The organism is Ligilactobacillus acidipiscis DSM 15836 (assembly GCF_001435755.1).
In the GTDB taxonomy this organism is placed as follows: domain Bacteria; phylum Bacillota; class Bacilli; order Lactobacillales; family Lactobacillaceae; genus Ligilactobacillus; species Ligilactobacillus acidipiscis.
The window spans coordinates 1-25,479 of sequence record NZ_AZFI01000007.1; the positions used below are offsets into that span (position 1 = coordinate 1).

General features: G+C 42.5%; 21 protein-coding genes, 1 pseudogene and 1 other annotated feature. Of the genes and pseudogenes, 4 read left to right on the forward strand and 18 right to left on the reverse strand.

The window, feature by feature from the left end; genetic code table 11:
- Positions 1-611: 611 nt before the first annotated feature.
- Both eno and FC65_RS01270 read left to right on the forward strand, forming a co-directional pair.
- Positions 612-1,892, forward strand: a complete 1,281-nt coding sequence (gene eno / locus FC65_RS01265; RefSeq protein ID WP_056971257.1) for a phosphopyruvate hydratase — start codon at positions 612-614, stop codon at positions 1,890-1,892.
- Between the two features lie 226 nt (positions 1,893-2,118).
- A complete protein-coding gene (locus FC65_RS01270; RefSeq protein ID WP_191979896.1) occupies positions 2,119-3,018 on the forward strand; it encodes an undecaprenyl-diphosphate phosphatase in 900 nt (299 codons plus the stop codon).
- 52 nt (positions 3,019-3,070) lie between these two features.
- Here FC65_RS01270 and FC65_RS01275 read toward each other — a convergent pair whose 3' ends face one another.
- The 18 genes and pseudogenes from FC65_RS01275 to FC65_RS12145 all read right to left on the reverse strand — a co-directional run bounded on the left by FC65_RS01275 (position 3,071) and on the right by FC65_RS12145 (position 20,574).
- Entirely contained in the window at positions 3,071-3,580 is a 510-nt protein-coding gene (locus FC65_RS01275) for a methylated-DNA--[protein]-cysteine S-methyltransferase (RefSeq protein ID WP_010497192.1), read from the reverse strand.
- Positions 3,581-3,594: 14 nt separating this feature from the next.
- On the reverse strand, positions 3,595-4,377 hold the full coding sequence (locus FC65_RS01280; protein ID WP_010497191.1) for a tyrosine-protein phosphatase: 783 nt from the start codon (positions 4,375-4,377) through the stop codon (positions 3,595-3,597).
- A 107-nt stretch (positions 4,378-4,484) separates the two neighbouring features.
- A complete protein-coding gene (locus FC65_RS01285; RefSeq protein WP_010497190.1) occupies positions 4,485-5,861 on the reverse strand; it encodes a hemolysin family protein in 1,377 nt (458 codons plus the stop codon).
- A 179-nt stretch (positions 5,862-6,040) separates the two neighbouring features.
- A complete protein-coding gene (locus FC65_RS11750; protein WP_154022006.1) occupies positions 6,041-6,202 on the reverse strand; it encodes a hypothetical protein in 162 nt (53 codons plus the stop codon).
- Positions 6,203-6,291: 89 nt separating this feature from the next.
- Positions 6,292-7,119: a MetQ/NlpA family ABC transporter substrate-binding protein gene (locus FC65_RS01290; RefSeq protein WP_056971259.1), complete on the reverse strand. Its 828-nt coding sequence runs from the start codon at positions 7,117-7,119 to the stop codon at positions 6,292-6,294.
- 50 nt (positions 7,120-7,169) lie between these two features.
- Entirely contained in the window at positions 7,170-7,856 is a 687-nt protein-coding gene (locus FC65_RS01295; RefSeq protein ID WP_010497189.1) for a methionine ABC transporter permease, read from the reverse strand.
- A complete protein-coding gene (locus tag FC65_RS01300) occupies positions 7,849-8,892 on the reverse strand; it encodes a methionine ABC transporter ATP-binding protein (protein ID WP_056971260.1) in 1,044 nt (347 codons plus the stop codon). The genes FC65_RS01295 and FC65_RS01300 overlap by 8 nt, the downstream gene beginning before the upstream one ends.
- 115 nt (positions 8,893-9,007) lie before the next feature.
- Positions 9,008-9,238: a binding site (T-box leader), on the reverse strand.
- Positions 9,239-9,388: 150 nt separating this feature from the next.
- Entirely contained in the window at positions 9,389-11,374 is a 1,986-nt protein-coding gene (locus FC65_RS01305; protein ID WP_382405829.1) for a glucose PTS transporter subunit IIA, read from the reverse strand.
- A 15-nt stretch (positions 11,375-11,389) separates the two neighbouring features.
- Complete coding sequence (gene murQ, locus FC65_RS01310) at positions 11,390-12,292, reverse strand: N-acetylmuramic acid 6-phosphate etherase (protein ID WP_056971262.1); 903 nt, start codon at positions 12,290-12,292, stop codon at positions 11,390-11,392.
- 189 nt (positions 12,293-12,481) lie between these two features.
- A complete protein-coding gene (locus FC65_RS01315) occupies positions 12,482-13,330 on the reverse strand; it encodes a MurR/RpiR family transcriptional regulator (protein ID WP_056971263.1) in 849 nt (282 codons plus the stop codon).
- A gap of 19 nt (positions 13,331-13,349) precedes the next feature.
- Positions 13,350-13,820 carry a hypothetical protein gene (locus tag FC65_RS01320; protein ID WP_056971264.1) on the reverse strand — a complete coding sequence of 157 codons (471 nt, stop codon included), beginning with the start codon at positions 13,818-13,820 and terminating at the stop codon, positions 13,350-13,352.
- Positions 13,821-13,891: 71 nt separating this feature from the next.
- Positions 13,892-14,752, reverse strand: coding sequence for a class I SAM-dependent methyltransferase (locus FC65_RS01325; protein WP_056971265.1), 861 nt, complete (start codon positions 14,750-14,752; stop codon positions 13,892-13,894).
- 297 nt (positions 14,753-15,049) lie between these two features.
- Positions 15,050-16,468: pseudogene (locus FC65_RS01330) on the reverse strand (C69 family dipeptidase).
- Positions 16,469-16,723: 255 nt separating this feature from the next.
- The gene (locus tag FC65_RS12715) at positions 16,724-17,458 is read right to left on the reverse strand and encodes an amidase (protein ID WP_268872465.1); all 735 of its coding nucleotides are present in this window, start codon (positions 17,456-17,458) and stop codon (positions 16,724-16,726) included.
- Entirely contained in the window at positions 17,448-17,999 is a 552-nt protein-coding gene (locus FC65_RS12720) for an amidase family protein (RefSeq protein WP_268869420.1), read from the reverse strand. Before FC65_RS12720 ends, FC65_RS12715 begins: the two co-directional genes overlap by 11 nt.
- A 30-nt stretch (positions 18,000-18,029) precedes the next feature.
- On the reverse strand, positions 18,030-18,182 hold the full coding sequence (locus FC65_RS11755; RefSeq protein WP_154022005.1) for a hypothetical protein: 153 nt from the start codon (positions 18,180-18,182) through the stop codon (positions 18,030-18,032).
- Positions 18,183-18,515: 333 nt separating this feature from the next.
- Positions 18,516-20,060, reverse strand: a complete 1,545-nt coding sequence (locus FC65_RS01340; RefSeq protein ID WP_056971266.1) for an ABC-F family ATP-binding cassette domain-containing protein — start codon at positions 20,058-20,060, stop codon at positions 18,516-18,518.
- A gap of 373 nt (positions 20,061-20,433) precedes the next feature.
- Positions 20,434-20,574, reverse strand: a complete 141-nt coding sequence (locus FC65_RS12145) for a hypothetical protein (RefSeq protein ID WP_010497167.1) — start codon at positions 20,572-20,574, stop codon at positions 20,434-20,436.
- A gap of 383 nt (positions 20,575-20,957) precedes the next feature.
- On the opposite strand from FC65_RS12145, the gene FC65_RS01345 reads away from it, so the two are divergent.
- Positions 20,958-23,612 carry a cation-translocating P-type ATPase gene (locus FC65_RS01345; protein WP_056971267.1) on the forward strand — a complete coding sequence of 885 codons (2,655 nt, stop codon included), beginning with the start codon at positions 20,958-20,960 and terminating at the stop codon, positions 23,610-23,612.
- 650 nt (positions 23,613-24,262) lie between these two features.
- Positions 24,263-25,420, forward strand: a complete 1,158-nt coding sequence (locus FC65_RS01350) for a hypothetical protein (RefSeq protein WP_056971268.1) — start codon at positions 24,263-24,265, stop codon at positions 25,418-25,420.
- The last annotated feature ends 59 nt before the right edge of the window (positions 25,421-25,479 follow it).

A 25,479-nucleotide genomic window follows, 5' to 3' on the forward strand; every position in this document is an offset into this window, starting at 1 on the left:
GCACTAATGGACTTAGGCATTATGGCAAGTGCTTTTCTTGTCGTGATGTCTAAGTTAATTAGGCGGAGCTTTCTGGGTCACGTAGCCCGACTAAAAAAACAGGGCGGAGTGAATCGCTTAAAAGTTGAGCATTATCGGACTTCAACAATAAGTCGTGTTTTTTACGACTTGTTGTTGAAGTTGGATAGGCGCAGACTTTTGATTCACGTAGCCCGACTACTAAAACAAAGCCGAGAGAACTCAACTAATATGAATTAACTACCAGTGAAACATCTCTTTCAACAATTATTTTCAAGGTAACGTTTTAAAATATGGTATAAAGAAAACTGTAAGCGGTCAATAATTAAGCTCATCCACGGCAAGTCAGCATCCGAGCAGCACAAATTTGTCAGAAACTTGAAATTTTAGAAAATAAGAAAACGCTTTTTCTAAAAACTTATGAAAACATTAGCTAGTTTGCGTGTATATTCACATATTTTGCTTGTTTTTCCCCTCTAAAAACGATAAAATAATGAAGGTGGATGAATGTCAGTGAGTTCATCAAAAAATATTTTTTCTGGACTAGTGAAATTGTCTGAGGCAGTTTCACATGAAAGAGAGGAGCTTATTAAATGTCTGTTTATATTGAAAAGGTTAAAGCACGCGAAATCTTTGATTCCCGTGGCAACCCGACTGTTGAAGCCGATGTGATCTTGTCAGACGGCACAATGGGTCGCGCTGCTGTTCCATCTGGTGCTTCTACTGGTGAAAGAGAAGCTGTTGAATTACGTGATGGTGGTGACCGTCTTCAAGGTAAAGGTGTTTTGAAGGCTGTTAACAACGTAAATACTGAAATCAATGATGCTTTGCATGGTGTTGACCCATTCAACCAAGCAGCAGTTGACCAAATCATGATCGACCTTGATGGTACTGATAACAAGGGTCGCTTAGGTGCCAACGCTATTTTGGGTGTTTCAATGGCTAACTGTCGTGCAGCAGCTAACTATGAAGGTATTCCTTTGTATCGTTACCTTGGCGGTACACATGCAGAATTACCTCAATCATTCCATAACGTTATCAATGGTGGTAAGCATGCCGATTCAGGTATCGACACACAGGAATTCATGATTTCTCCAGTTAAGAAAGAATCATTCCGTGACGGTATCGAAAAAATCGCTAACGTCTACCACACATTGAAGAGCGTTTTAGCTGAAAAAGGCTACGAAACAGGCTTGGGTGACGAAGGTGGATTTGCTCCACGTTTGGACTCAACTGAAGAAGCGATTGAAATGCTCGTTGCAGCTATCAAACAAGCTGGCTACGAACCAGGCGAAGAAATTGCTATCGCTTTGGATCCTGCTTCATCAGAATTCTACGACCATGAGACTGGTAACTACAAATTCGAAGGAACAGAAAAGACTCCTGACGAAATGATCAAGTACTACGAAGGCTTAGTTGAAAAGTACCCGATCATTTCGATCGAAGATCCATTTGGCGAAGACGACTGGGAGAACTATGCTAAGTTCACTGCAGCTGTTGGCGACAAAGTTCAAATCGTTGACGATGACTTAGTTGTTACTAACCCTGCTATCGTTCGTGAAGCTATCAAGAAAGGCTGCGGTAACGCTGTCTTGATCAAGCTTAACCAAATCGGTACAGTTTCAGAAACACTAGAAACAATTCGCATGGCTAAAAAGAACGGCTGGACAGTTATGATGTCACACCGTTCAGGTGAAACTGGCGATACATTCATCGCTGACTTCGCTGTTGCCACAGAATCTGGTGAAATCAAGACTGGTGCTATGGCACGTTCAGAACGTGTTGAAAAGTACAACCAACTTCTCCGTATCGAAGAAGAACTCAAGGGTACAGCACCTGTTGCACGTTTCCCACACAGTGTTGACTTTGACTAAAATTTAACACATCAAAGTGTTTGGCTCAGTTCTCTTAATTGAGAGCTGAGTTTTTTTGTAACATAGTACATGCTGCAAGATTCATCAACGCAATGTTTCAGGTCGGTTTCACGACTAAATCTGACAAAAAGCTCTATTACCAGGTGAAAAAAACAAAATAGCTGACCAAAAACTGAAATTTTCATAAATTTAGCATGAAAACTTGAACACAATGAAAAAAATAGCTATGATAGTTTTTGTTACTAAACAAATAGCGTACATATTTAACGCGAGAAAGGATCAATTTCTTTTGGATATTATAAAATCAATAATCTTAGGCATCGTTGAAGGGATCACTGAATTTCTTCCGATCAGTTCAACTGGACACCTTGTTTTGGTCGATGAATTCATCAAAATGCAACAGCCTAAACAATTCACCGACATGTTTAACGTTGTGATCCAGTTAGGGGCCATCATGGCTGTGGTCGTCTTGTACTTCCATAAATTAAATCCCCTCTCTCCTAAAAAAACGGGGCGGGAAAAGAAAAGTACCTGGAACCTGTGGTTAAAAGTCATCGTCGCTGTGCTTCCATCTGCGATCATCGGCTTACCTCTTAACGACTGGATGGACGAGCACTTGATGAACTGGGCCGTTGTCTCAGCAACACTGATCATATACGGGATTTTGTTCATTATCGTCGAAAATCGCAACGAAAAGAAAAAGTCTGACCTGCATGCAAGATATTCTGATCTTGACAGCTTGCCTTACAGCATTGCATTGTTTATCGGAATGTTCCAAGTTTTATCTTTGATCCCCGGAACTTCACGCTCCGGTGCGACGATCTTAGGGGCTATCTTAATTGGAGCTTCACGTTATGTCGGGACTGAATTTTCATTTTTCTTAGCGATCCCAACGATGTTTGGGGCCTCGCTGCTAAAAATCGTTAAGTTCTTTGCCAAAGGCGGCTCTCTTGGCGGCGAACAAGGTGTGATCTTGTTAGTTGGCATGGTTGTATCATTTGTCGTTGCCTACCTGTCGATCCGCTTCTTGATGAACTACATCAAAAACAACGATTTCAAAGCTTTTGGTTGGTACCGGATCATTCTAGGTGCACTTGTGATCGGAGTTAATTTATTCTTGTTATAAAACACAAAGGGACTTCTTACATTTGCCATGTAGGAAGCCCCTTTTTTTAATATCATCGTTTTCTCTGTTCCAATTTCAATAAAGCTTTCTTTCGTTCTATTCCGCCTGCATAGCCAGTCAGTGAACCATCACTGCCGACCACGCGATGACAGGGAATAAAGATGCTCAGCGGATTATGCGCCACTGCTCCGGCGACTGAACGGGCATACTTGCTAGAAACAGCCGGCGTTTTCACCTGGGCAGCTAAATCTTGATAGCTGATCACTTTCCCATATAAGACCTGTTGCAAAGCAGTTAGAACTGACCGCCTAAACTCAGTTACTTGCGGATCCAAGTGAACGAAACCAGCTCCTGGATTTTGCCCGGCAAAATACTGATCAAGCCAAAGCGCTGCCTGTTTCAAAACATGATCTTGCTGGTCGCGCATCTGCGTCTGGCAAAGACCCGCAGCGTAATATTTTTGGTCTTCAAACCAACAGCCAATTAGGCTTTGTCCGTTGCTGGCCAGCAGTAATTTTCCTAACGGTGAATAATAAATTTGTGTGTTGATCGTTGAATTCATCTGACCCCTTCTCACTATTTCAGATACAACTTACCCAGCTTTTCTAAATCTTGATCCGATAGTTTCATCTTATCTTGCAGATAATTTTGGACAGAACCTGAGATCGCATTGGCAGTATGGTACAAAGTTTCAAAGTTCTCGCTGGCAACAGCCAAGTTAGAATTCAACTCATTAGCCAAACTGTCCTGATCATCATCAGTTAAAATACCGTTGATCATCTCAGTCGATGCATTAGAATAATAAAGATTAGTCATCAAATAATCATTCATGATCGCTTCATCTTTGACCTGGAGAGCATTTAAAATCAAAAAGCCGCCGACTCCAGTCCGATCCTTGCCCGCTGCACAATGAAAAACCAAACTTTCATCAGGCTGATCATTTTGCAATAACAGTTGGAAAAGATTGCGATAAACATGTTGCGCATGGGGATCCGCTAACATTTGCGCGTAGGACTCGTCAACAAACGACAAGTTGCCAGTCTTCAACTTCATTGACCCAACGACACCCAAATTTTTAAATAAAGATGAGGCAAATGGATAAACTGATAAATTATAATAATGTGCTCCTTCAGGCATTTTGTCTGGGAAATAAGCAGATTCTGATTCCGAACGCAAATCGACCACGTATTTGAGACCATAATCTTTCAAATAATCCACATCTTCAGGTGCTAGTTCACCGAGGTTCCCACTACGCAAAAGTTTGCGCCATTGAGTCACCTGGCCGTTCTTGGTAGGATATCCGCCCATTTCGCGAAAATTAACACCAAACCTGAGTTTTAACATCCGATCTTTTTCCAAAATCAAGTCACCCCTTCAAGTTCTCTTATAACAAACCCTCTAGCTTTAAAAAAGGACGGGAGTTTAGTTTTCCCGTCCTTACTTTCACCTACTATTTAACCACATGACTAGTCTGCAGTCGAATTGTTTGTTTCTGATTTCTCATCATCATCTGACGTTGATTCTTCTTCCGGCAATTTTTCAACCGTCATCCATTCGATGTAGTTCCGGTTAAATTCTGTTACTTTGATATTCAACTGTCCGATCTCGATCTCACTGCCCAGCTTGATCTTATAATTTTCCAGCAAGTAACCAGCAACTGTCACAGACTCAGATTCCTGGAAATACTTGTCCTTAAAATGAAAATAGCGTTCAAAATCATAGAGAGTAGTTTTGCCAGAAACACTATAGGTCCCATCACCGTTGTCAATAATATCATCTGGTGAAACATCATCGGCCTCATCTTTGACTGTCCCAAACAACTCTTCATAAATATCGCGGTCAGTTACGATCCCGCTGGTACCGCCGTACTCGTCCAAAATGACGACCATGGGGACGTGCTTTTGAATCATTTGCTTCAATAAGTTTTGAATCGGCGTAACTTCCGGAGCAGTACTAATAGTCCGCATTAGTTTTGCAACACGCACAGTTCCATCGACTTGAGCTTGACGAACGATGTCATAGATGTAAACATAGCCCAAGATCTTATCCTTATCATTATTAGCAACAACCGGATAACGACTAAACTTTTGTTCCAAATAAAGCTCAGTAACATCATCGACTGTTTGAGTCACATCGATGACTTCCAAGCTAGTCCGATCGACCATGATGTCTTTAGCGACCTTATCATTAAATTCAAAAGCACGCTCCATATATAAATAATCATTACGATCGATCGACCCGCCAGTCACGGCGTTTTTAGAGATGTTCAAGATCTCGTTTTGCGATAAAACATCTTCATCTTCACCTGCAGGTTTTAATCCGATCAAGCGGACGATCCCGGTGGCAGAAACATTCAGCAACCACACGAACGGGTAAAAGATAATATGAAAATAATGCAAAGGTGTGACGATAAACATCATCATTTTCATGGGCATATCAATACTGATATTTTTCGGCACGATCTCAGTCAAGACCACTTCCAAATAAGTCAACAATACAACACCTAAAATTGCACTGATCGACACAGCGGTCGTGTGACTAAAAGGTAAAACACCAAACAGGTCCAAAAAGATCTTAGTCAACGAATCGGCACCAATCCAACCTAAGATGATCCCTGTCAATGAAACTCCGACCTGTGTAGTTGATAGATATTCATTCATGTTATTTATCATCTGTAAGGATAATTTTAACCTGCGCTGGTTGCCCTTCCCGCTTTCAAGAGCACTTTCTACCGCACTCTTACGTAAGGTAACAATGGCAAATTCAGACGCAACGAAAAACGCCGCAAAAAAGAATACGATCAATATGATGAACAAATTTGTGATCGTTTGACCACTTGACATTAAGTCATTCCTCATTTCTAAATTATACTTATATTTATTCTAAATATATCATAGCACCTTTTGCCAAAATTATGTACAAACTTCACTGCAACAGCTGTGCAAAATTAAGTATTGTACCAATGATCATTATTGACTTCTTTTTATAGAAAAACAGAGCGGCTACGATACATCTTAAAATTTTAGCTCATTGCTTTTCCAGCCCACTGTTCAACTGTCTTTCCCAGTCTTTCTTTCAAACGTTTGATAAACTCAACCATAAGTTTCAATTCAACTAGTGATGTCACTTTACCAAATGTTTGCGCCTGGAAGTTAGCTTTCCTCTCTAGTCGTTGATTTGTCATACTTAGGGCCAGATGACTTCCTTTTTAATTAAAATACAAAAAGCCGCTGCTCTTAGCAACGACTTTCTTTAAGAGACATCCCCCAGCTTTTACTTAGCCGGAAGTACGCCGCCTTTATATTGTTTCTTGATCCAGTTCTGTGTTGAATCTGATTGCAAAGCCTTCATTAACTTCTTGATCGCAGGTTTCTTCGTATCGCCTTTGCGGACTGCGACCACATTGACGTAAGGAGAGGACTTCTTTTCCAGTGCGATACTATCTTTTGGCGGATTCAAACCAGCTTGCACGGCATAGTTCGCATTGATCACAGTTGCGGCAGCTTCATTTGATTCATACAATTTAGGCATCAATTTTGCCTCATAAGTATGCTTGAACTTCAAGTTTTTCTTATTAGTTGCAATGTCATCAAATGTCGCTGTTTCAAGGTTGACACCTTTTTTGATTGTGATCAAACCAGCATCTTTAAATATTTGTAAAACACGGCCATAATCAGCTACGTTGCTGGAGACCAGAACTGTTGAATTTTGAGGCAGATCTTTTAAGTTCTTGTATTTCTTAGAATAAACACCGATCGGTTCCAAATGAACACCGCCAGCATTAACTAAACTGCCCTTATTTTTTTTGTTCCAATTATTTAAAAATGGTTTATGTTGGAAGTAGTTAGCATCTAATTCTTTTGAAGCCAGAGCTTTATTAGGCATTACGTAATCATCAAAGACCTTGACCTTCAAATTAATGCCTTCCTTTTTCAGTTGCGGCTTAACATGTTCCAAAATTTTAGCATGCGGATTAGCCGAAGCACCAACAGTGATCGTCGTTGTCTTTTGACTTGAACTGTCCTTTGACCCACAACCGACCAGCAAAAGCACACTGGCTGCTGCAATAGACAATAAACTTACCAAACGTTTCTTTTTCATATTCTTCAACTCCTATTTTTTGTTTTGTTTCTATTGATCAACATTAATTACTAGCGTTTATCGACTTTTTTGGTAACAAGATCTCCCAAATACTGGAACGCAAACACGATTATCACGATTACGACCGTTGCTGCCAACGTAATAGCATTATTGTACGATTGGAAACCATCTGTATAAGCCAACTGTCCTAAACCACCTGCACCGATCGCACCAGCCATCGCCGTATAACCGATCAATGAAATTGCTGTAACAGTGATACCTGAAACTAAAGCCGGCAAACTTTCCGGGATCAAGACTTTCCAGACAACTTGCCAGCTGCTGGCACCCATTGAATATGCTGCCTCGATCACCCCACTATCAACATCATTAAAGGCAATTTGTACTAACCGGGCATAAAACGGTGCGGCCGAGACGACCAGCGATGGGATCGCGGCTTTGGCACCTGTAATCGCCCCAACGATCACCTGAGTGACTGGCAATAACAAGACGATCAAAATGATAAAAGGTATCGAACGAAAGACATTGACAAAGAATCCGACGATCCAATTTAAAATCTTAACGGCAATATTCTTACTGCCATCCGTTTGATATAGCAACAATCCCAACAAAATCCCCAAAATCGCTACGATCACTACCGATAAAACTGTCATCCATAAAGTTTCCCAGGCCGCATTCCACACATTGGGCCAGTTGACGTTATTAAATTGAAAATATGAACTAAGTCCTTGCTCACCCATTATTGATCACCTTCGTTTCTACACGCATTTTGTTCAGAAAGTCCAATGCTCCTTCAATATCTTTAGGTTCACCCAGTAGTTGAACAAACAACGTGCCGATCGCACTCTGCCTATCACCAATTTGATGAATAGACCCTTCTAAGATACTCATCGTTACATTAGGAAATTCACGGATCATTTCAGTTACGATCGGCAGTTTGACTTGATCACCATGAAATTTGAGTGAAACGATCTTGCCTTGCGGATATTTTTTGATCAAATCAGCTGTAATTTGCTTGATATCAGGAGTTTGACTTTTATCCACTTCCGAATTAACAAAACGTTTAGTCAATTCTTCTTGCGGGTCGGTAAAGACTGTTGAAACTGGTCCTTTTTCGATCAATTTACCATCCTCCATTACCGCAACTGAGTCTGCCAAACGGCGAATAACATGCATCTCGTGTGTGATAATGATGATCGTCAAGTTCATTTGCTGGTTGATATGTTCCAGTAAGTCTAACACTTCATCGGTCGTTTGCGGGTCCAAGGCACTTGTCGCTTCGTCAGATATCAAGATATCTGGATCATTGGCCAGAGCTCTAGCTATACCGACCCGCTGTTTTTGTCCACCAGAAAGCTGTGCTGGATATGAATGGACCCGGTCACCCAAGCCAACTAGGTCTGCCAAATTTTGTGCTTTCTTAACGCGTTCAGCTTTAGAGATGCCGCTTAATTCCATCGGAAACATGATGTTTTCCAAAACTGTCCGTGACCAGAGCAAGTTGAAATGCTGAAAGATCATACCGATCTTTTTACGTTGATCCCGCAATTTTTCACCGCTCAGGGTATCGATCCTGGTACCATCGATCAAAACTTCACCAGAAGTCGGCATTTCTAGTCCGTTCAACATTCGGACCAAGGTACTTTTACCGGCACCGGAAAAACCGACTATTCCGTAAACTTCACCACTGTTGACTGTCAAATTCACATTATTAACAGCCTTGACTTCCCCTTCCTTTGTTTGGAAGGTTTTCGAAATGTCTTTTAACTCTATCATTGACCTATCCTGCTTTCTGCTCTATGTCATTAAAAATCTGCTCTGTCAATATTATTTAACCTCTGGAGGTTCGCCTCATCCTGGGTATAAAAAAACGGGTCCCACCCTTTGTCATACAAAGGACGAAAACCCGTGGTACCACCTTAATTGCTATTACTTTTAGATATCATAATAGCCGCTTAGTCTCAAACAAGACCGTGATGGTATCGCAATCGGCGGACCGTCAGCTTGCACTAACGATCAACTTAGAGCTCATCTTCATTTTCTCTTTCCATCCTTCTTTGCAGCCACCGAAGGTCTCTTTAAATGTACTAAGGAAAATTACTCTTCTCTTCAACGTTTTTTCATATTCTTAATGTCTTTGATATTAAGCGTTAAAATGAGCTTTGTCAACTGTTTTTTTATAATTGTATTAGTTATTGATGGCAAACTTCTTACTTAAGCCAAAAACTGAGTCGCCAAAAATACGCTTGGCAACTCAGTTCTGTTAAACTATTTACTTTAATTTGATCTCAGCAACTTGGTCTTTGGCTGCGATTTGTCCTGTCTTATCCAAACTAAAGTCCGCAACCTGATCCATGTTAGTGACTGCGATGATCGTTTCCGTTGATTTGCCTGCGTCTGTAACCGCCTGCCAGTCAACATTTGCCAACAGTTCACCAGCAGTTACCTGTTGACCTGCAGAAACTTTTACGTCAAACGGAGTTCCTTTTAGGTCAACAGTATCGATCCCTAAGTGAATCAAAATTTCCAAACCGCCCGCTGTGGTGATCCCTAGCGCGTGTTTAGTAGGGAAAACTGAACTGATCGTCCCGTTGATCGGTGCATAAATTTCCCCGCTCGTTGGTTTTACGATATAACCATCACCCATCGTTTTCTTTGAAAAGACGTCATCTGCCGAAGCAGTAATATCTTTCAACTCACCACTCACTGCTGACTGTAAACTTTCATTTTTGATTTCAGGATCTGCCTGTGGCTGAACTTCTTCATCTGCAACTTTATCTGCTTGTAGTTCTTCAACTGCGACACCTGCACGTTCTGCAGCAGCTTCAGCCTTTTCAACTGCTAACTTATCCTTCGGTATTCCAAAGAAGTAAGTGACAATAAAACCGCCAATATAAGCTGCGATCAAACCTAAAACATAGCCCCACCAGCGACCATGATCGATCAATGGAATCAACGGCAAACCAGATGGTCCGATCGCGATGGCACCGATCTTACCGATAGCGCCGATCACAGCACCACCGATCCCGCCACCGATACATGCGGTAATAAATGGCCGCCCTAATGGCAAAGTTACCGCATAGATCAACGGCTCACCAATACCCAAGATCCCAACTGGCAATGAGCCCTTGATCATGTCAACTAATTTTTGATCGTGACGTAAACGGATCCACAAAGCAATAGCAGCTCCAACTTGTCCGCCACCAGCCATCGCTAAGATCGGCAAAAGCGGAGTATTACCAGTCTGGCTGATCATTTGCACATGGATCGGCGTTAAGATTTGATGCAAGCCTAACATAACCATCGGCAAGAACAAAGCTCCCAAAACAAAACCGGAAAAAGCTCCCCCGACATTTAAGACCCAGTTGATCCCGCCAACTAACCCGTCAGAAACAAAACCGGCTAATGGCATAATGACAAAGATCTCTGCCAATCCTATCAGCAGCAAGCCGGCCATCGGCGTGATAATAATATCGATCGAATCAGGGATCCACTGGTGCATCTTCTTTTCAATCACAGATAACAGCCAAACTGCCAAAATAACACCAATAATACCGCCTTGGTTAGCGGCTAGAGCACTACCGTTAAAAAGGTTTTTGATCGGTGCATCAGGGTCCATCCCTGTCAGTAAGACAACTGCACCGGTAACCCCGCCAAGTGTTGGTGTGGCACCCCAGACTCGTGCAGCATTGATCCCGGTATAAATTGGCAAGTATGTAAACATACCGTTTTTAATAATATTAAGAACTAGTGCAACTTGAGTCCAACCTTCACCCGTCAGCGTTTTAGAGGTGATCAAGTTAGAAATAATGGCTGCAATACCAGCAATCAAACCAGAACCAACAAAGGCTGGGATCATCGGAACGAAGATATTAGCAATATCTTTCAATAATGACTTAAACGGTGATTTCTTCTGTTTTTCCTTCGTTTCAGCTTTTACTTCTTCAGCACGTTGCGCAGCACGAGCTTTGTTGCTTTCAACTTTTTCACCCGATTTATTACCAGAATAAGCTTCCATCGCAGCATCGACTTTGTTAACTTTACCAGGTCCAACAACGACCTGTAACTGCTCATCATTAACAACACCCAATACCCCCGGGAGTTCCTTTAGTTTAGCTTCATCGATCTTGTCATGGTCAAAGACCTCGATCCGGATCCGGGTCATACAATTTTCAAATGATTCTACGTTGTCCACGCCGCCGGAATACTTGTAAATTTTTTCCGCGACTTCTTTAGCATTAAATTCATCTGCCATAATAAAACAGCCCCCTTTTTATTCGCCTTCAATACTTTTTTTAACAAAACCATCTGCAGCAGCTAGTCTTTGTTCTGCTTGCTCTTTATTCGTACCCGTTTTTGCCATCACGATCGCCGTTTTGACACTCAGGTTTGCTTCGTCCAAATAATGCTCGGCCTCTGCATAGCTGACACCAGTGGCCTGCATGACGATCTGCTTGGCACGCTCAACCAGCTTTTCATTAGTTGCTTTAACATCGACCATCAAATTATTGTAAACTTTACCGATCCCGATCATCGACAAAGTAGACAACATATTCAAGATCAGCTTTTGCGCTGTACCTGACTTCAAACGGGTCGACCCTGTCAAAAATTCTGGTCCGCAATCAACTTCGATCGCAGTTTTCGCGTACTTAGAGATCGCGGCATTCGGATTACATGCCAGTGAGATCGTAGCGGCCCCGACACTTGCCGCGTACTTCAAACCGCCGATCACATATGGTGTCCGACCACTTGCCGCGATCCCAACAACTGCATCATTTTCTGTCAAGTTTAATTCCTGCAAGTCTTGCGGCCCCAAGGTCAAGGAATCTTCAGCCCCTTCGACTGCAACTGTCATCGCCTGTGCACCGCCAGCGATCAAGCCGACTACCATTTCCTTTGAAACACCAAAGGTCGGAACACATTCGGCAGCATCTAAAACACCCAAACGTCCGCTAGTACCCGCCCCCATATAAATCAGGCGACCGCCGTGGTTAAACGCTTGAATGATCTGTTTAACTGCTTGTGCGATCTGCGGCAATGCTTTTTCAACACTGGGAGCGACCTTTTGATCTTCTTGATTCATCAATTGGGCAGCTGTTTCTACAGATAATTCATCTAAATTCATCGTAGCGTCATTACGTCGTTCAGTCGTCAAATTACTCAGATCAACTTTCATCTGCATACTCCTTTCCAATTTAAAAGCTTTCTTACTAACCGAATTTTAGCATTTGTAAGCGCATTATTCAAACATTATTCGGTTTTTATAATTTTAGTTGTTATAATTATGAAATAAAATTTCTTAAATAGCAATCAAAATAATTTATTTTATCTTAAAAAAAGAGGCTGTCCCGTTAGGACACCCCATTCAATCATTATTCAAACGTTTGATCAACTCACGCGAGTCTTTCAGACTATCTAAGACTTCGGCATAATACCGCGCAACGTAGCGGAACAACAAAACGTCAGCCACGAAAAATTCAGTGACTAGCGAGGTCGAAGCTCCGGGTCGGATCACTGACTCACCCAAATTTTGCGATTCGAGCAGGTGATCTGCCAACATGGCTCCGGTAGAGTTAGTATTTGCTGTCACTAAAACGGTCGTAATACTCTTTTCTTTAGCAAATTTCAGCAAAGTAACGACTTCCTTGGTATTGCCACTGGTCGAAACTACAAGCAAAAGATCTTCAGTACTGCCAGACGCTAAAGTCGTTGCTGCCAAATGAATGTCATTATTGACGACGGCACTAAGGCCCAAGCGGCTTAGTTTTTGGTACATATCTTGCACAACAAGTGAAGATGACACCAGCCCAAAAAGCTGGACTTGATGTGCTTCATGGAGTGCAGTAACAACTGTTTCGATCACTTGATCATCGAGTTTTTTAGTCGTGACTTTCAACGCATTTTCAAAATGCAGCTGTAGTTTACCGCTGATCTCGCTCGCACTTTCTCCAGGTTTGATCTCACCATACTCTTGACCCTGAGTCTCCTGAACTGCTGCTGACAAATGCAACTTCAGATCAGAATAACCATCAAGGTCCAAACGGCGGCAAAAACGAACAACTGTCGCTGCACTGATTTGACAGCGTTGTGCCAGGCTTTGGACGGGTAATTGCATGACCTCAGTTGGTGAAGCCAAGATGTAGTCGCACAAAACACGTTCTTTTTTGCTGACCTGATTCCTTACGTTTTGGATCACGACCAAAATATTTTCCATATGACTTTCCCTCGATCATTTATTTTTTACTAGCTGAGTTTTCCTCGATCGTATCCAATAATTCCTGCACTCTAGCCGTAATTTTTTCGCCGAACTCTTCAGGTGCTTGTCCCAGTTCAGTGACCGAACAGATCTGGTCGATCCGCAAGCCGGATGCATTTATAGCAGGAGCTTTAACAATCAAATTAACGACAGCTGGCACTTCATCTTCTTGCTGGTCGAAAAAGTTATCGACCTGCTTGACATTTTCAAATGGTAAATTGATCACACCACTTTCCAGACTGATAATGATCGGCTCTCCCTTAGTTTTTAGCAGCAACCGGCTTTGCACCAATTTGTCATCATTTGTGACCTGCACGAAATTAGTGATCATTTGATCAACTAGCTTGCTCTTTTTTTTAGCGAATTCACTTTTCGTGGCTTCGACTTGTTTGATCTCATAATTTTCATTAGTTATTTCTTCTACAAATTTATTTACTGCGATCTGCATTATTTTATTCCACATCCCCTAAGAATTTCTAGCAAACATTATACTGGCAATTTGAAAAAAAGCAAAGTTCGTTAACTTTTACGTGCGACCACCGAAAAGGTCAATGGTATTTGCGGATAGCTGGCTGGCATTTTCCACTCGTCTTTACTCTCATCATAGGTTAACATTGGCAAAGCCTGCCAATCAGTAACTTGGTGCTCCCCCAACTCTTCGATCGTTAATCCAGCGGCTCGTAAAACAGACACGATCTCATGAAAGTCATGAGCCCAGTTGTAATTACGCGTATGTTTGACCTTAGCATTGTTATTCGCTTTAGTGCTGACAACATATGAGCCATCGTCTTCATAAAATGACTGAGTACCACTGAAGTAATCTTGCTTGATCTCAAAGCCTTCATTATCCAAAGCAAATAACAATGGATGATTGTCGCGGATCATAAAGACTCCATTAGGTGCTAACAAGTCAGCAATCGACTGCGCCCAATCTTTCAGATCCGGCAGCCAGGTGATAGTTCCTGCGCTAGTCACAATGACATCGAACTGCCCTAATTTGTCAGGCAGCGCTGCCGCAGCATAACGGGCATCACCTTTAACATAATTAATATCCGCCCGGGCTTTGGCAGCTAATTTTCTTGCATAGTCCAACGATTTGGGAGAAAAGTCCAGTCCATGAACAGACTGAGCTCCAAGCCGCCACCAGCTGAGAGTATCATTTCCAATATGACATTGCAGATGTAACAAACGTTCACCGGCTACTGAACTCCCCGGCAAAAAAGGCTGCAGAACTGCCAAGTCGCGCTTGACAGTTGCCGTGAGCGCATGCGGATCAGCCGCAAACATGTTGAGATCGCCATAGCCGCCGTTTGCATGGATGTCAGCACGGTCATCCCAGTTTGCTAAGTTTTCGTGGACTTCTTTTTTGTTATTGCTCATTCAATTTACTCCAGTCTTTACACCATCTTGAGTGGTTAGCGTATTGTTTTGTCTTATTTATTTTATCACTATTTTTCAGCTGACTGTTACTGTAGCTTAATTTTCAAATTGGCTAATTCTTCGCCTGACTTTTAGCCGATTTTGCCATATTGGCTAATTCTTTGTCTGACTTTTAGCCGATTTTCTCAAATTGGCTAAGACTTCTCCCAACTTCTAGCCGATAATGCTCGGAAGTTCCCGCTTCACTTGACCTTGTTTAAAAAAAGACCTGATCATTTCGACCAGGTCTTAACACTATTACAAATTAGCATCCATATCAAATATCAGCTTGGAAAATTGCAGTCCTTGTTTGACAAAATTGCCAATTTCTTTCATTGTGCGGTCACGCATTTCTGCAACCATTTCGTGGTTTCTAGTAGTCAAGTAAGCTACCAATTCTTGTCCACTCAACTCAGCTGCATTCTTGTCTGTTTCTGCGATCAAACGGTGCTGTTCTTCTTTAGCATCTGTCAAGTAATCACGATTTTCTTGCAAGAAGTTAGAATAATGTGTTTCCGTCAACATTGACAATGTCCGATACATCCAATAAGCATCTTTGATATTGTAATCACAAGACGTCTCACTCCATGATGGGTCAGTATCAGTGGCATTGCTGTAAAATGGCACATACGGTGTGAATGTTGGTACACCAAAACAGATCCACATTAAAGCCGCTTGTTGGGCTGGTACGTCATTTCTGATCTGCAAAACATGGGAATTTTGAGTCCGGTTTAATGAGATCGGGCGGAACTTCTTTTTGTCTGCTTCAGAACCATGTCCCAACGGATCATAAGGTGTTTCATTGTAATGAGAACTTAAAACGTCTTCCAGATCCTCCACTGATAATAATCGGTTAGCGTGGCAAATAAACGGCAGGTTGCTACTTTGCGGATCTTGCTCGATCTACGGATTAAAACAGCGTTGTCCATACCAAACACGCGGTGTGTTGTAGTGGCGGTCTTTTTCATTATCTGTCCCGAAGATCCGCCGAAAGTTAAAATCGTCCTTGGATGGGTTCAAATGATGTTCTGCAACAAACTCCTGCAAACCGTCTGACCACATATAATTGTCTGGATCATTAAAATCAATATGATCTTGAGCAACTTGATTAGCTGCGATCGCATACGCGTCATCTGGAATACGAGTTGCAGCCCAGTGATGACCAGTAACGATTTCCATGTACCATACTTCATTTGCGTCAGATAACAAGATCCCGTTTCCTTCGGGAGAACCGTACTTTTTGATCAAGTTGCCTAAGTACTTCACCCCATGGCGCGCTGAATCAATAAACGGTGCAACCATAGTTTGCAAGGAATCTTCTGCCAAACCATTCTTTACCCAGGGATCATAAGCTAGAGCGCGTTCATTGCCGTAAACTGATTCTGTTGACGACATTGCGACGTTTCTTTCGTTGATCGAAGTTTCGTTGAAGACGCCCCACCTGTCGACTTCAACGTTGGGAGTAAATGTCGTTTTGTAACCTGATTCTGGCAGTGGTGCCTTAAAACCGTTGATATTTGATTCTAGGGTCTCATGCCGGCCAGAAACCGCCTGTTGCATTACAAAACGTTGCGGTGTTAGTGGCAAAAATGTGTCATCGTTACGAGCAATCATCGTCGAACCATCAATGCTTGCTTTCTTGCCGACCAAGATCGTAGTACATGCGCTCTCATTCATTTAAACCATTCCTTTACTCAAATTATTATTCCGTTTCTATTTTAGCATTCTATGCACACAAATTTGCTGGCCCCGACTAATTCTCATAATTCACCCATTTTCAACTCACGAAAATAGCGTCCTCTCACAAGCTGTAAAGGACCACCCTTTGTTTTACTGTGCTTGATAATCATCCAGAAATTTCAGTTGTCCTTGCAACAAAAGCATTTGGTCTTGACCCTTGGCCGCTTCGAACTGAACTCCGAGCGGCAGTCCTTACTTGGAAACATAGGCCAGCAAACTTAATGCAGGTTCACCAGAAACATTTGCCAGTGGGGTGAACGGCGTCTTTGCTAAACAATGCAGCCAAGCATCATAGATCAAGTGGATCTGTTTTTTATGACTTAATTTTGAGATCTTGTGTAACTTCTTGGTGTATTTTGGCAAGTAAGCCGGATCACTATTCTTGGCTGCCGTTTTAGTCGTGGTTGGAGTCAGATATAAGGGATACTTCTTATGAAAAGCTGTCATTTGCTTGTCAACCAACTTATTTTCCTTGGCAACCTGCTTTTCTAGCGACTGTGGTTGTTTCTTGTCAACCCGATACAAAGCCCAGGTCATCGGTGAAACATCCTTGTATTTCATGTTCTGGCCCGTCTTTTGTCTGATCATTTTATTGGCGTTTGTCCCAGTCGGCGTTGACTCGGTGTAATAGGTCATCATTAACTTTTTACCATCGACCGGCGCGTCTTTTTTCACCACAGCATAACCTTGAGAACGTAAAAATTTGACAGTTTGCTTGACCGCTTTGACCACGTCTTTGCTGACATTGGTGCCCACTGGCGACTTAGTCGAGTATGCGATCGGATATTTCTTAAGATTTTTTGGTGGATCCTTAATGAGTTTTTCTCTGTTGTCTTGGTTGATCATCCCGTCAAAATATTTTTGTAAGTCCGCCACATTTTTCGCATTAGCAAAATTGACCGTTGACGGTACAGTGTCATCGCCCACGATCGCCCCTTTGAGTAGGTTTCAAGCCAATTACCCCCGACCATGAAGCAGGAATCCGTAACGAACCGCCGTCATCATTTCCTGTTGTTAAAGGCACAATGCTTTTTGCCAAACTTGCGACCCCGCCGCCAGACGACCCACCAGTATTATATTTAGGATCCCACGGATTATGGGCAGCACCATAAAGCTTTGATTTAGTGACATTAGTCAGTCCCAATTCAGGATAATTTGTTTGACCAATGATCACGAAACCAAGCGAGCGCAAAAGTTTGACATAATCAGAGGTTTGTGTTGCAGTTTGTCCCCTTAATGGCAGTAACCCACGAGTATTAGACTCGTCTTTAAGTTGCTGACCCAAGCCTTTGATCAAGAGTGGCACCCCATAAAACGGCTGCCCGGTGTCAGACATTATCCTTGCTTCTTTGAGGGCTTTGTCCTCACGCAAAGAAATAACGGCGTTTAAATCTGAATTTTTCTTTTTGATCAACGCCGCGGCATGCTTGACCAATTCCGGACTGGTGACTTTGCCGTCGCGGATCATCTGAGCCAAGTCATTGGCAGAATCCTTTCGCTATTGCTTATCAGAGATCGGCAAGTCATTGATATTAGCTGATGGGACCGGCTTGGCATGTACTTTGTCCCTGCTTTGTCCCACTAAAAAAACACCGCCGAGCAAGACAGCCAGGACTAAGTGATAAGTATGTTTATTTCGTTTGTGAACCACGAAAATTCCTCACTGATCGTATTCATTGAAATACTAGCAGTTCGTTATAATACCCACTAGTACTTCTCGCTAGGAGAGCATAAGCACATTCAATGATCTAGTCAAATATTTTGCGATTCAAGTTAACAAAATAGCTGAGCGCTGCGGTTGAAGCGGTGAGAACTTCGTTTGACCTCTAAAAAATCAACCGCAATCAGATAAAACTTCAGCTGACTGCAGCCGCTTGACCGCGACTTGACCGCGATCGGAGCTAACTTCCACTGGCCTCGCACAAAATTTATGACAAAAAAGCCAACTGTCTTGGTAACAAGACACCTGACCTGCAATATTATTTTATTTCTGGATCCGAGCTGCCGCAACATCAAAGGCCTTATCGATCCAGCCAGCATAAAAATCGAACTCATGAGTCACTAACAAGACATTGCCGTCAAATGCTTGTAAGGACTCGCGCAAGGCATGCTTCGTTTCGTCATCCAAGTGATTAGTCGGTTCGTCCATGATGATAAAGTTGCTGGGGATCAGCTCCAATGTACACAGCTTGACCTTGGTCTGCTCGCCCCCGCTCAAAAGTTTCATCGGCTTCATAGCGTTGGATGCATTCAAGCCAGCCCGAGCTAATCTTTGACGAATCGTTTTCGGTTCTAATTTTGGAAATTGATTTTGAATCGTCTTTAACGGCGACTGACTAGGATCATCCCAAACCAAGTCTTGGTCAAAATAAGCGATCTTAACTGCGTCTACAAATTTGACCGAACCGCCAAACACCGCGATCTTCCCTAAAATCGATTTGATCAAGGTTGACTTTCCGGCCCCGTTGAATCCCTTTAACACTACCTTTTCTCCGTGCGACATAGAAAAAGTCACTGGCTCCAACAGGGGACTTTGATAGCCGACTGACAAATCTTTAACTGTCAAAACTTCTGAAGACATTAAGCTAACATACGGAAAGTTAAAATGTGCCTGCAAGTTGTCGCTTGGCGGCGTGATCCGCTCCATTTTATCCAAACGTTTCTGCCGTGACTTGGCCATAGTCGAGCGTGTCCCCGCTTTATTTCTTCGAATATAGGCTTCGTCTTTTTCGATCTGCTGGCGCTGCTTTTCATAAGCTTTACGCTGTACTTCTTTTTTTACTTCTTTTTGCTTGACGGCTGATTGGAAACTCCCAGTATATTTGATGATCTTACCAAAAGCAACATCAATGATACAGTTGGTAATCTTTTCCAAAAAATCAAAGTCATGGGAAATAACCATGTAGCAGCCTGCAAATGAATTCAAATAATCCGTCAGCCATTCAATGTGTTCCGTATCCAAATAATTGGTAGGCTCATCCAGCAGCAAAACGTCGGGCTCCTCTAACAAAAGTTTGGCCAAAATTATTTTTGAACGCTGTCCACCCGAGCACTCACTGACCTGCTTGTCGACTCCGATCGCGTCGATCCCTAAACCAGTCATGACCTGAGCGATTTTCGTGTCAACTCCATAAAAATCAGCAGCTTCCAATTTTTCTTGGATCTTACCGGCTTCTTCCAACAATTCATCTTTAGGATCTTGTGCATATTGGGCATAACATTTTGCTTGTTTATCAGCTAATCTAAATAAGTAAGCAAAAGCAGTATGCAAGAACTCCTCGATCGTTTGCCCAGCTCCGGCCTTTACATACTGATCCAAATAGCCGACTGTCGTTTTATTTTGCCATTTAACAGTTCCTTCATCCGGTAATTCAGTCCCAGTTAACAACTTGATCAAGGTGGACTTTCCTGCTCCATTTTGACCAATGACACCCATGTGATCTTCCTTATTTAAACGAAATGATGCATCCTCATATAACTGTTTGTCTGCAAAAGCCATTGATAGATGTTCAACTTCTAAAACACTCATTACTTAATTCTCCTATCTTCTGCGGCTTCAATTATCTGTTTTGTCTTTTGTAAAACTTTTCCAATGATTATCTGTGTAAGAAATATCTTTCTTGGTCAGGTCAGCTTTCAAACATTTACCGCAACTATCTCTAGCGAGTATGCACTAAAACAGTGCATACTACAAAACATCAAGCTTAATTACCGCTAATTAAAAGCAAAAATAAATCCACATGTGCTCAAATAATGGGCCCATGTGGAGCTATCAATTTGTTCAATTAATTGAAACTAACCCCTTAATTAAGAACGCGGATATTCCGCTCGAGCCGGAAACACCGTGCTGTGATCTCGCATAAGGTCAGCTCCACCAGGCATTAGGCCAAGCAGTGCTGAAATTATTTAGCAGCTTTTTCAGCTTCTTCTTGTTTCTTCAAGAAGTCAAGAACTGCAAGATGTTGTTTGCGACGGTTCTTAACGTTGACGTTATTGACCTTACGACGGTCATTAGCTGTCCCAATATGATCGTTATGTGACATTTCATATTCCTCCCTTCAGATAATCATGCACTGAAGTATTTTACCGAAAATCGGCAACAATTTCAAGTTTTTCTGAAAATATCATGAAATCAGGTTGAATTTTGGGACCAACGTTTGTGTAGCTAATGATTTTCGTTTTTGCGTGATACTTCACTTATTTAATGATGAAATTAATTTCACCTGTGTTACCAATTACTCGTCCGTTTGCAATTACAGTTAAACTAGCAATATTTTGGGGCTAAAAATAAATTAATTAAAACTTTAGCATTTTTCCAAAGATATCATTTTCATTTTATTCAAATCGTATGGTAGGATAATCTTAAGGACGGTAGTTTCCCGTTTTAAATAACATTCAAGTAAAAATTTATAAGGAGGTCCAGCGATTGAATGCAAACTACTATCAAGATCCCACCCAAGATGTTTTAAAGAAACTGGATGTAACACAGGATGGTTTAACAGAAAGGCAGGCAGAAGACAGACTTCAAAAATACGGTAAAAATGAGCTGGCTGGTGAAAAAAGGACAACAATTCTACAAAAATTCATCAATCAATTTAAAGACCTGATGATCATTATCTTGCTGATCGCGACGGTCATCTCTTTACTGATCGGTGAAGCTTCTGATGCCTTGATCATCTTCTTGGTAGTTGTATTGAATGCTGCTTTCGGTGTCTTTCAGGAATCCAAAGCAGAAAACGCGATCGATGCGTTGCAAGAAATGACGACACCTTATACTAGGGTCCGACGCGCTGGTCAGATCCAACAGATTCAAAGCAATAACGTCACACTAGGAGACATTATTTTGCTAGAGGCTGGGGATGTAGTGCCGGCCGATGCCAGGATCATAGAAGCACACAATTTAAAGATCGAAGAGTCTGCATTGACTGGCGAATCAGTTCCGACTGAAAAGAACAGCGAAATCTTGACAGATGAAAAAGCCGGGATCGGTGACCAAGACAACATGGCTTTCATGAATACCAATGTGACTTATGGAACTGCAGAGGCCGTCGTGACGGGGATCGGAATGGAGACTCAGGTCGGACAGATCGCCGGCATGATCTCCGGAGTCGAACAAACAACGACCCCCCTGCAAAAAAATATCAATCATCTCAGCAAGATCTTAAGTGTTTTGATCTTAGTCATCGCAGCCGTGATCTTTATCTTCGGTACAGTGACTGGACGTGAAACTCCATTTGATATGCTGCTGACCGCGATCTCATTAGCTGTAGCTGCCATTCCAGAAGGCTTACCGGCAATCGTGACGATCACGTTGGCATTAGGGACACAAACGATGTCTAAAAGAAATGCGCTGGTCCGTAAACTGCCAGCCGTGGAAACTCTAGGCACAACAGAGATCATTGCCTCCGATAAAACTGGGACTTTAACGCAAAATAAAATGACGGTCGAACAGATCTTCACTGATCAGAAACTAATGAAAGTCAGCGACTATGCGTTACCGTTATCGTCACGCATGGCCTCGATCATGTTGCTAGCCAATGATAGCAAGCGGACTAAAGACGGGTTGTTGGGCGATCCAACAGAAACGGCTTTAATTCAGTATTTCATTGATAAAAAAGATGATCCAGCTGAGATCGAACAACAATATAAACGGCTCGATTCCGTGCCATTTGACTCAGACCGCAAACTGATGAGTGCCATCGTAAAAAACAAGGATGGAAAGATCTACTGTTTAACTAAGGGTGCGGTTGATGTCTTATTGAAGCGAACAACAAAGATTGCTGTTGACGGTCAAGTCAGAGACATTACACCCGCAGACCGCCAGAAGATCGAAGACACCAATAGTCGTTTAGCACACCGTGCCTTGCGTGTCTTGGCTTATGCCTACAAACCGGTTGAAAAAGTCGCACAGCAAGCAACATCAGAGGCTTACGAAAACGACCTGATTTTTGTAGGCTTGACTGGAATGATCGACCCTGAACGACCAGAAGTTGAGGATGCTGTCAAAGAAGCTAAGGCAGCTGGGATACGCCCATTGATGATCACGGGTGATCATAAGGAAACAGCCCAAGCAATTGCAGCGCGCCTGGGGATCATTGAAAAAGGCGACGATCAAGGCGTGATCACCGGCAGCGAATTGGACGAATTGTCAGATGAAGAATTACGACAAAATGTTGACAAATATTCCGTTTACGCTCGAGTCTCACCCGAACACAAAGTGCGGATCGTGAAGGCTTGGCAAAGTCATGGTAAGATCGTGGCAATGACAGGTGACGGGGTTAATGACGCCCCTGCATTAAAAACTGCGGATATCGGTGTCGGCATGGGGATCACTGGGACAGAGGTCTCCAAGGGAGCCGCCGATATTGTCTTAGCAGACGATAATTTCGCTACGATCATCACAGCGGTCGAAGAAGGTAGGAAAGTCTTCGCCAATATTCAAAAAGCAGTTCAGTATCTACTGTCAGCTAACTTAGGTGAAGTTTTAACGTTATCTATCATGACATTTGCCAACTGGGACATTTTCTTGCCGGTCCAGATATTGTGGATCAACCTGGTAACTGATACTTTCCCAGCAATCGCACTGGGAGTCGAAGAAGGAGAACCCGATGCGATGGAACACAAACCACGGGGCGAGAAATCGACTTTTCTATCAAACGGCGTTGGTTCAAGCATCATCTATCAGGGGATCTTAGAAAGTTTTCTAACACTGGGAGTTTACTTGCTGGCAATTTTGGATCCAGTCCATCAAAGCTCAGATATGGTGCACGCCGATGCGCTGACGATGTCATTTATCACGTTAGGTATGCTGCAGTTAGGTCATGCATTTAACTGTAAGTCGATCCACCGCTCGATCTTTACGACAAAAACATTTGAGAATCGTTTCTTCAACTGGGCGATCCTTGGTTCTGGAGTGCTCTTAGCAGCCACGATCTTCATTCCTGGTTTCAACAATATTTTCCATGTCACAACACTGAACCTGACACAGTGGGGAATTATTTTTGGAGCAGTGTTCTTAATGATAGTGATCGTAGAAGTGGTTAAATTAGTCCAGAGAAAAACAGTATATAAGAATCTATAAAACAGAGTGAAGAAACCCGGGAAGAAGGTGAGCACTAGCAGGCTTTCATGCTATATTGCGAACTTGGCAATATAGTGTGGAAGTTAGCTAGGCACAACCTTCTGGGTTTCGGAACTCGACTATAAAAACAGAGTGGAACAAGCCGGGAAAACTTGAGCACCAAGGGACTCGGGCATCATGACAAGAAAGGCATTTGTCATAATGCGGAGTTGATTGGGCGGAAAGTTTTGGCTTGTCGCAGCTCAAGTACAAAAAACAGAGCAGAGTAAAACCGAGAGAAAGCGAGCATATCGGAGTCTGGTATTATAACGCGGACTTAGCGTTGTAATGCCAGACTTGGATAAGCGCAACTTTCTGTTTCACGGAACTCGACTACAAAAACAGAGCGCAGTCAAGCGGAACTTCTTGTTTGTCGCAGCTCAAGTATAAGCTCATCAAATAGCTCAGCCAAATGTGAGATTCACATCGTGGCTGGGCTATTTTTTAGCATTTTTAATTATTTGCACGAATAAGAGTTTAAGAGTTTGAAAAACAAACTTAATAGCGTAACAAAGAGTTATTGCTCAAGAGAATAATGTCATCTATAATTAAAGATTAGAGCTGAAGGTCAGCCCTATATTAAGGGGTTTACGTTTAAATAAGGGGAAAATATGAAATTTTCAAGGTATACATATTACATAACGGTTATTAGTCTCAGTTTATTAGGCAGTGAACTGGTATTTGCCCAAACCAGCCAAACTAAGGCGCAGGAAGTCGAAACGACACTTAGTTCACAAACTGCACCTCAAAATGTGTCTCTCACTATTTTTATCGATGGACGCCCTAGTCAAAAAATCGTATCAGGGGGTTCCATCCCCGCCAACATCCAGCCGGGACAGATCACGATCGACGTGCCGCAAATGACTGGTTACACAACTTATGTCGACCAACAACAAAAACAGCAAGTAGCACTCAAAGTTAATACAGATGGCTCTATCATTCAACAAGGGCAAGTGGAATATCGCAAAACGATCTCTGATCCTGCCGTCGTGACTAAAGATGCACACATTTCTGTCACTAAAGATGGACAAACGTTTGAGCTTACGATCCCACAAGTTACCGGGGTTCCTGGAGGCCCCAGTATCGCTATTGCTGCCCCAGAGCTTGACGGTTACCAGTCTAACGTTTCAGACAGCGGACTAGAATTGCAGCTGACTGAAACAGGAGAATGGGAACTGGTTACTTCCGCGGTCACTTACACACGACCAACGGTGACTGAAGATGCCAAGCTAACTGTTTTAGTCGATGGAAAAACGCAAGAAATCACTCTGCCGCAGGTCACTGCGATTCTAGGGGGCCCATCGATCACTGTCCCAGCACTTGAGCTAAAGGGTTATAAGTGCAACTTAGCTAAATGGCAGCTCAGTTTGACAACTGACGGCACGTGGATCAGTGACCAGCAGATCAGCTACACGAAAGAAGAGCTCCCAAGTGCAGTTGCAGAAACGACCTTACCAGTTGTTAAACCTGCTGCTGACAAAAAAATGCCAACTCCTAAAGAAGTTGCACAGCAAACCAAAGATCAGAACCTACAATTGTCAGAAAAAAGCCAGCAAAGACAGCAGTTAGTCCCAAACTCATTGCAACCCCAACTTCTGCCGCCAACCAAGAAAAATGCAAGGTCTCTCGAACAACAAACAGCGCAACTTAAGCAACCGGCTGCGCCAAAAAAGAATACTCCCCAAAGCACTAATAATTTAACTACAATTGCTGGAGTAATAGCCGCCGTGATCGCAATCATCAGCCTCGGTTTTTACAAACTGCATTAAAAGTTGAAAAATAGTCCAGTAAGCGACTTAATTTGTCACTTACTGGACTTATTTTAGTG

What these genes read in the sequence shown, in the direction of transcription:
- FC65_RS12720 (WP_268869420.1), bottom strand. Translation starts at nt 17,999, where the DNA reads ATGATCCGCGACGGCAAAGTCACCAGTCCGGAATTGGTCAAGCATGCC.
- FC65_RS01325 (WP_056971265.1), bottom strand. Translation starts at nt 14,752, where the DNA reads ATGAGCAATAACAAAAAAGAAGTCCACGAAAACTTAGCAAACTGGGAT.
- FC65_RS11750 (WP_154022006.1), bottom strand. Translation starts at nt 6,202, where the DNA reads ATGACAAATCAACGACTAGAGAGGAAAGCTAACTTCCAGGCGCAAACA.
- FC65_RS01275 (WP_010497192.1), bottom strand. Translation starts at nt 3,580, where the DNA reads ATGAATTCAACGATCAACACACAAATTTATTATTCACCGTTAGGAAAA.
- FC65_RS01350 (WP_056971268.1), top strand. Translation starts at nt 24,263, where the DNA reads ATGAAATTTTCAAGGTATACATATTACATAACGGTTATTAGTCTCAGT.
- FC65_RS12145 (WP_010497167.1), bottom strand. Translation starts at nt 20,574, where the DNA reads ATGTCACATAACGATCATATTGGGACAGCTAATGACCGTCGTAAGGTC.
- FC65_RS01320 (WP_056971264.1), bottom strand. Translation starts at nt 13,820, where the DNA reads ATGCAGATCGCAGTAAATAAATTTGTAGAAGAAATAACTAATGAAAAT.
- FC65_RS01315 (WP_056971263.1), bottom strand. Translation starts at nt 13,330, where the DNA reads ATGGAAAATATTTTGGTCGTGATCCAAAACGTAAGGAATCAGGTCAGC.
- FC65_RS01340 (WP_056971266.1), bottom strand. Translation starts at nt 20,060, where the DNA reads ATGAGTGTTTTAGAAGTTGAACATCTATCAATGGCTTTTGCAGACAAA.
- murQ (WP_056971262.1), bottom strand. Translation starts at nt 12,292, where the DNA reads ATGAAAGTTGATCTGAGTAATTTGACGACTGAACGACGTAATGACGCT.
- FC65_RS01290 (WP_056971259.1), bottom strand. Translation starts at nt 7,119, where the DNA reads ATGAAAAAGAAACGTTTGGTAAGTTTATTGTCTATTGCAGCAGCCAGT.
- FC65_RS01270 (WP_191979896.1), top strand. Translation starts at nt 2,119, where the DNA reads ATGATAGTTTTTGTTACTAAACAAATAGCGTACATATTTAACGCGAGA.
- eno (WP_056971257.1), top strand. Translation starts at nt 612, where the DNA reads ATGTCTGTTTATATTGAAAAGGTTAAAGCACGCGAAATCTTTGATTCC.
- FC65_RS01285 (WP_010497190.1), bottom strand. Translation starts at nt 5,861, where the DNA reads ATGTCAAGTGGTCAAACGATCACAAATTTGTTCATCATATTGATCGTA.
- FC65_RS01295 (WP_010497189.1), bottom strand. Translation starts at nt 7,856, where the DNA reads ATGGGTGAGCAAGGACTTAGTTCATATTTTCAATTTAATAACGTCAAC.
- FC65_RS01300 (WP_056971260.1), bottom strand. Translation starts at nt 8,892, where the DNA reads ATGATAGAGTTAAAAGACATTTCGAAAACCTTCCAAACAAAGGAAGGG.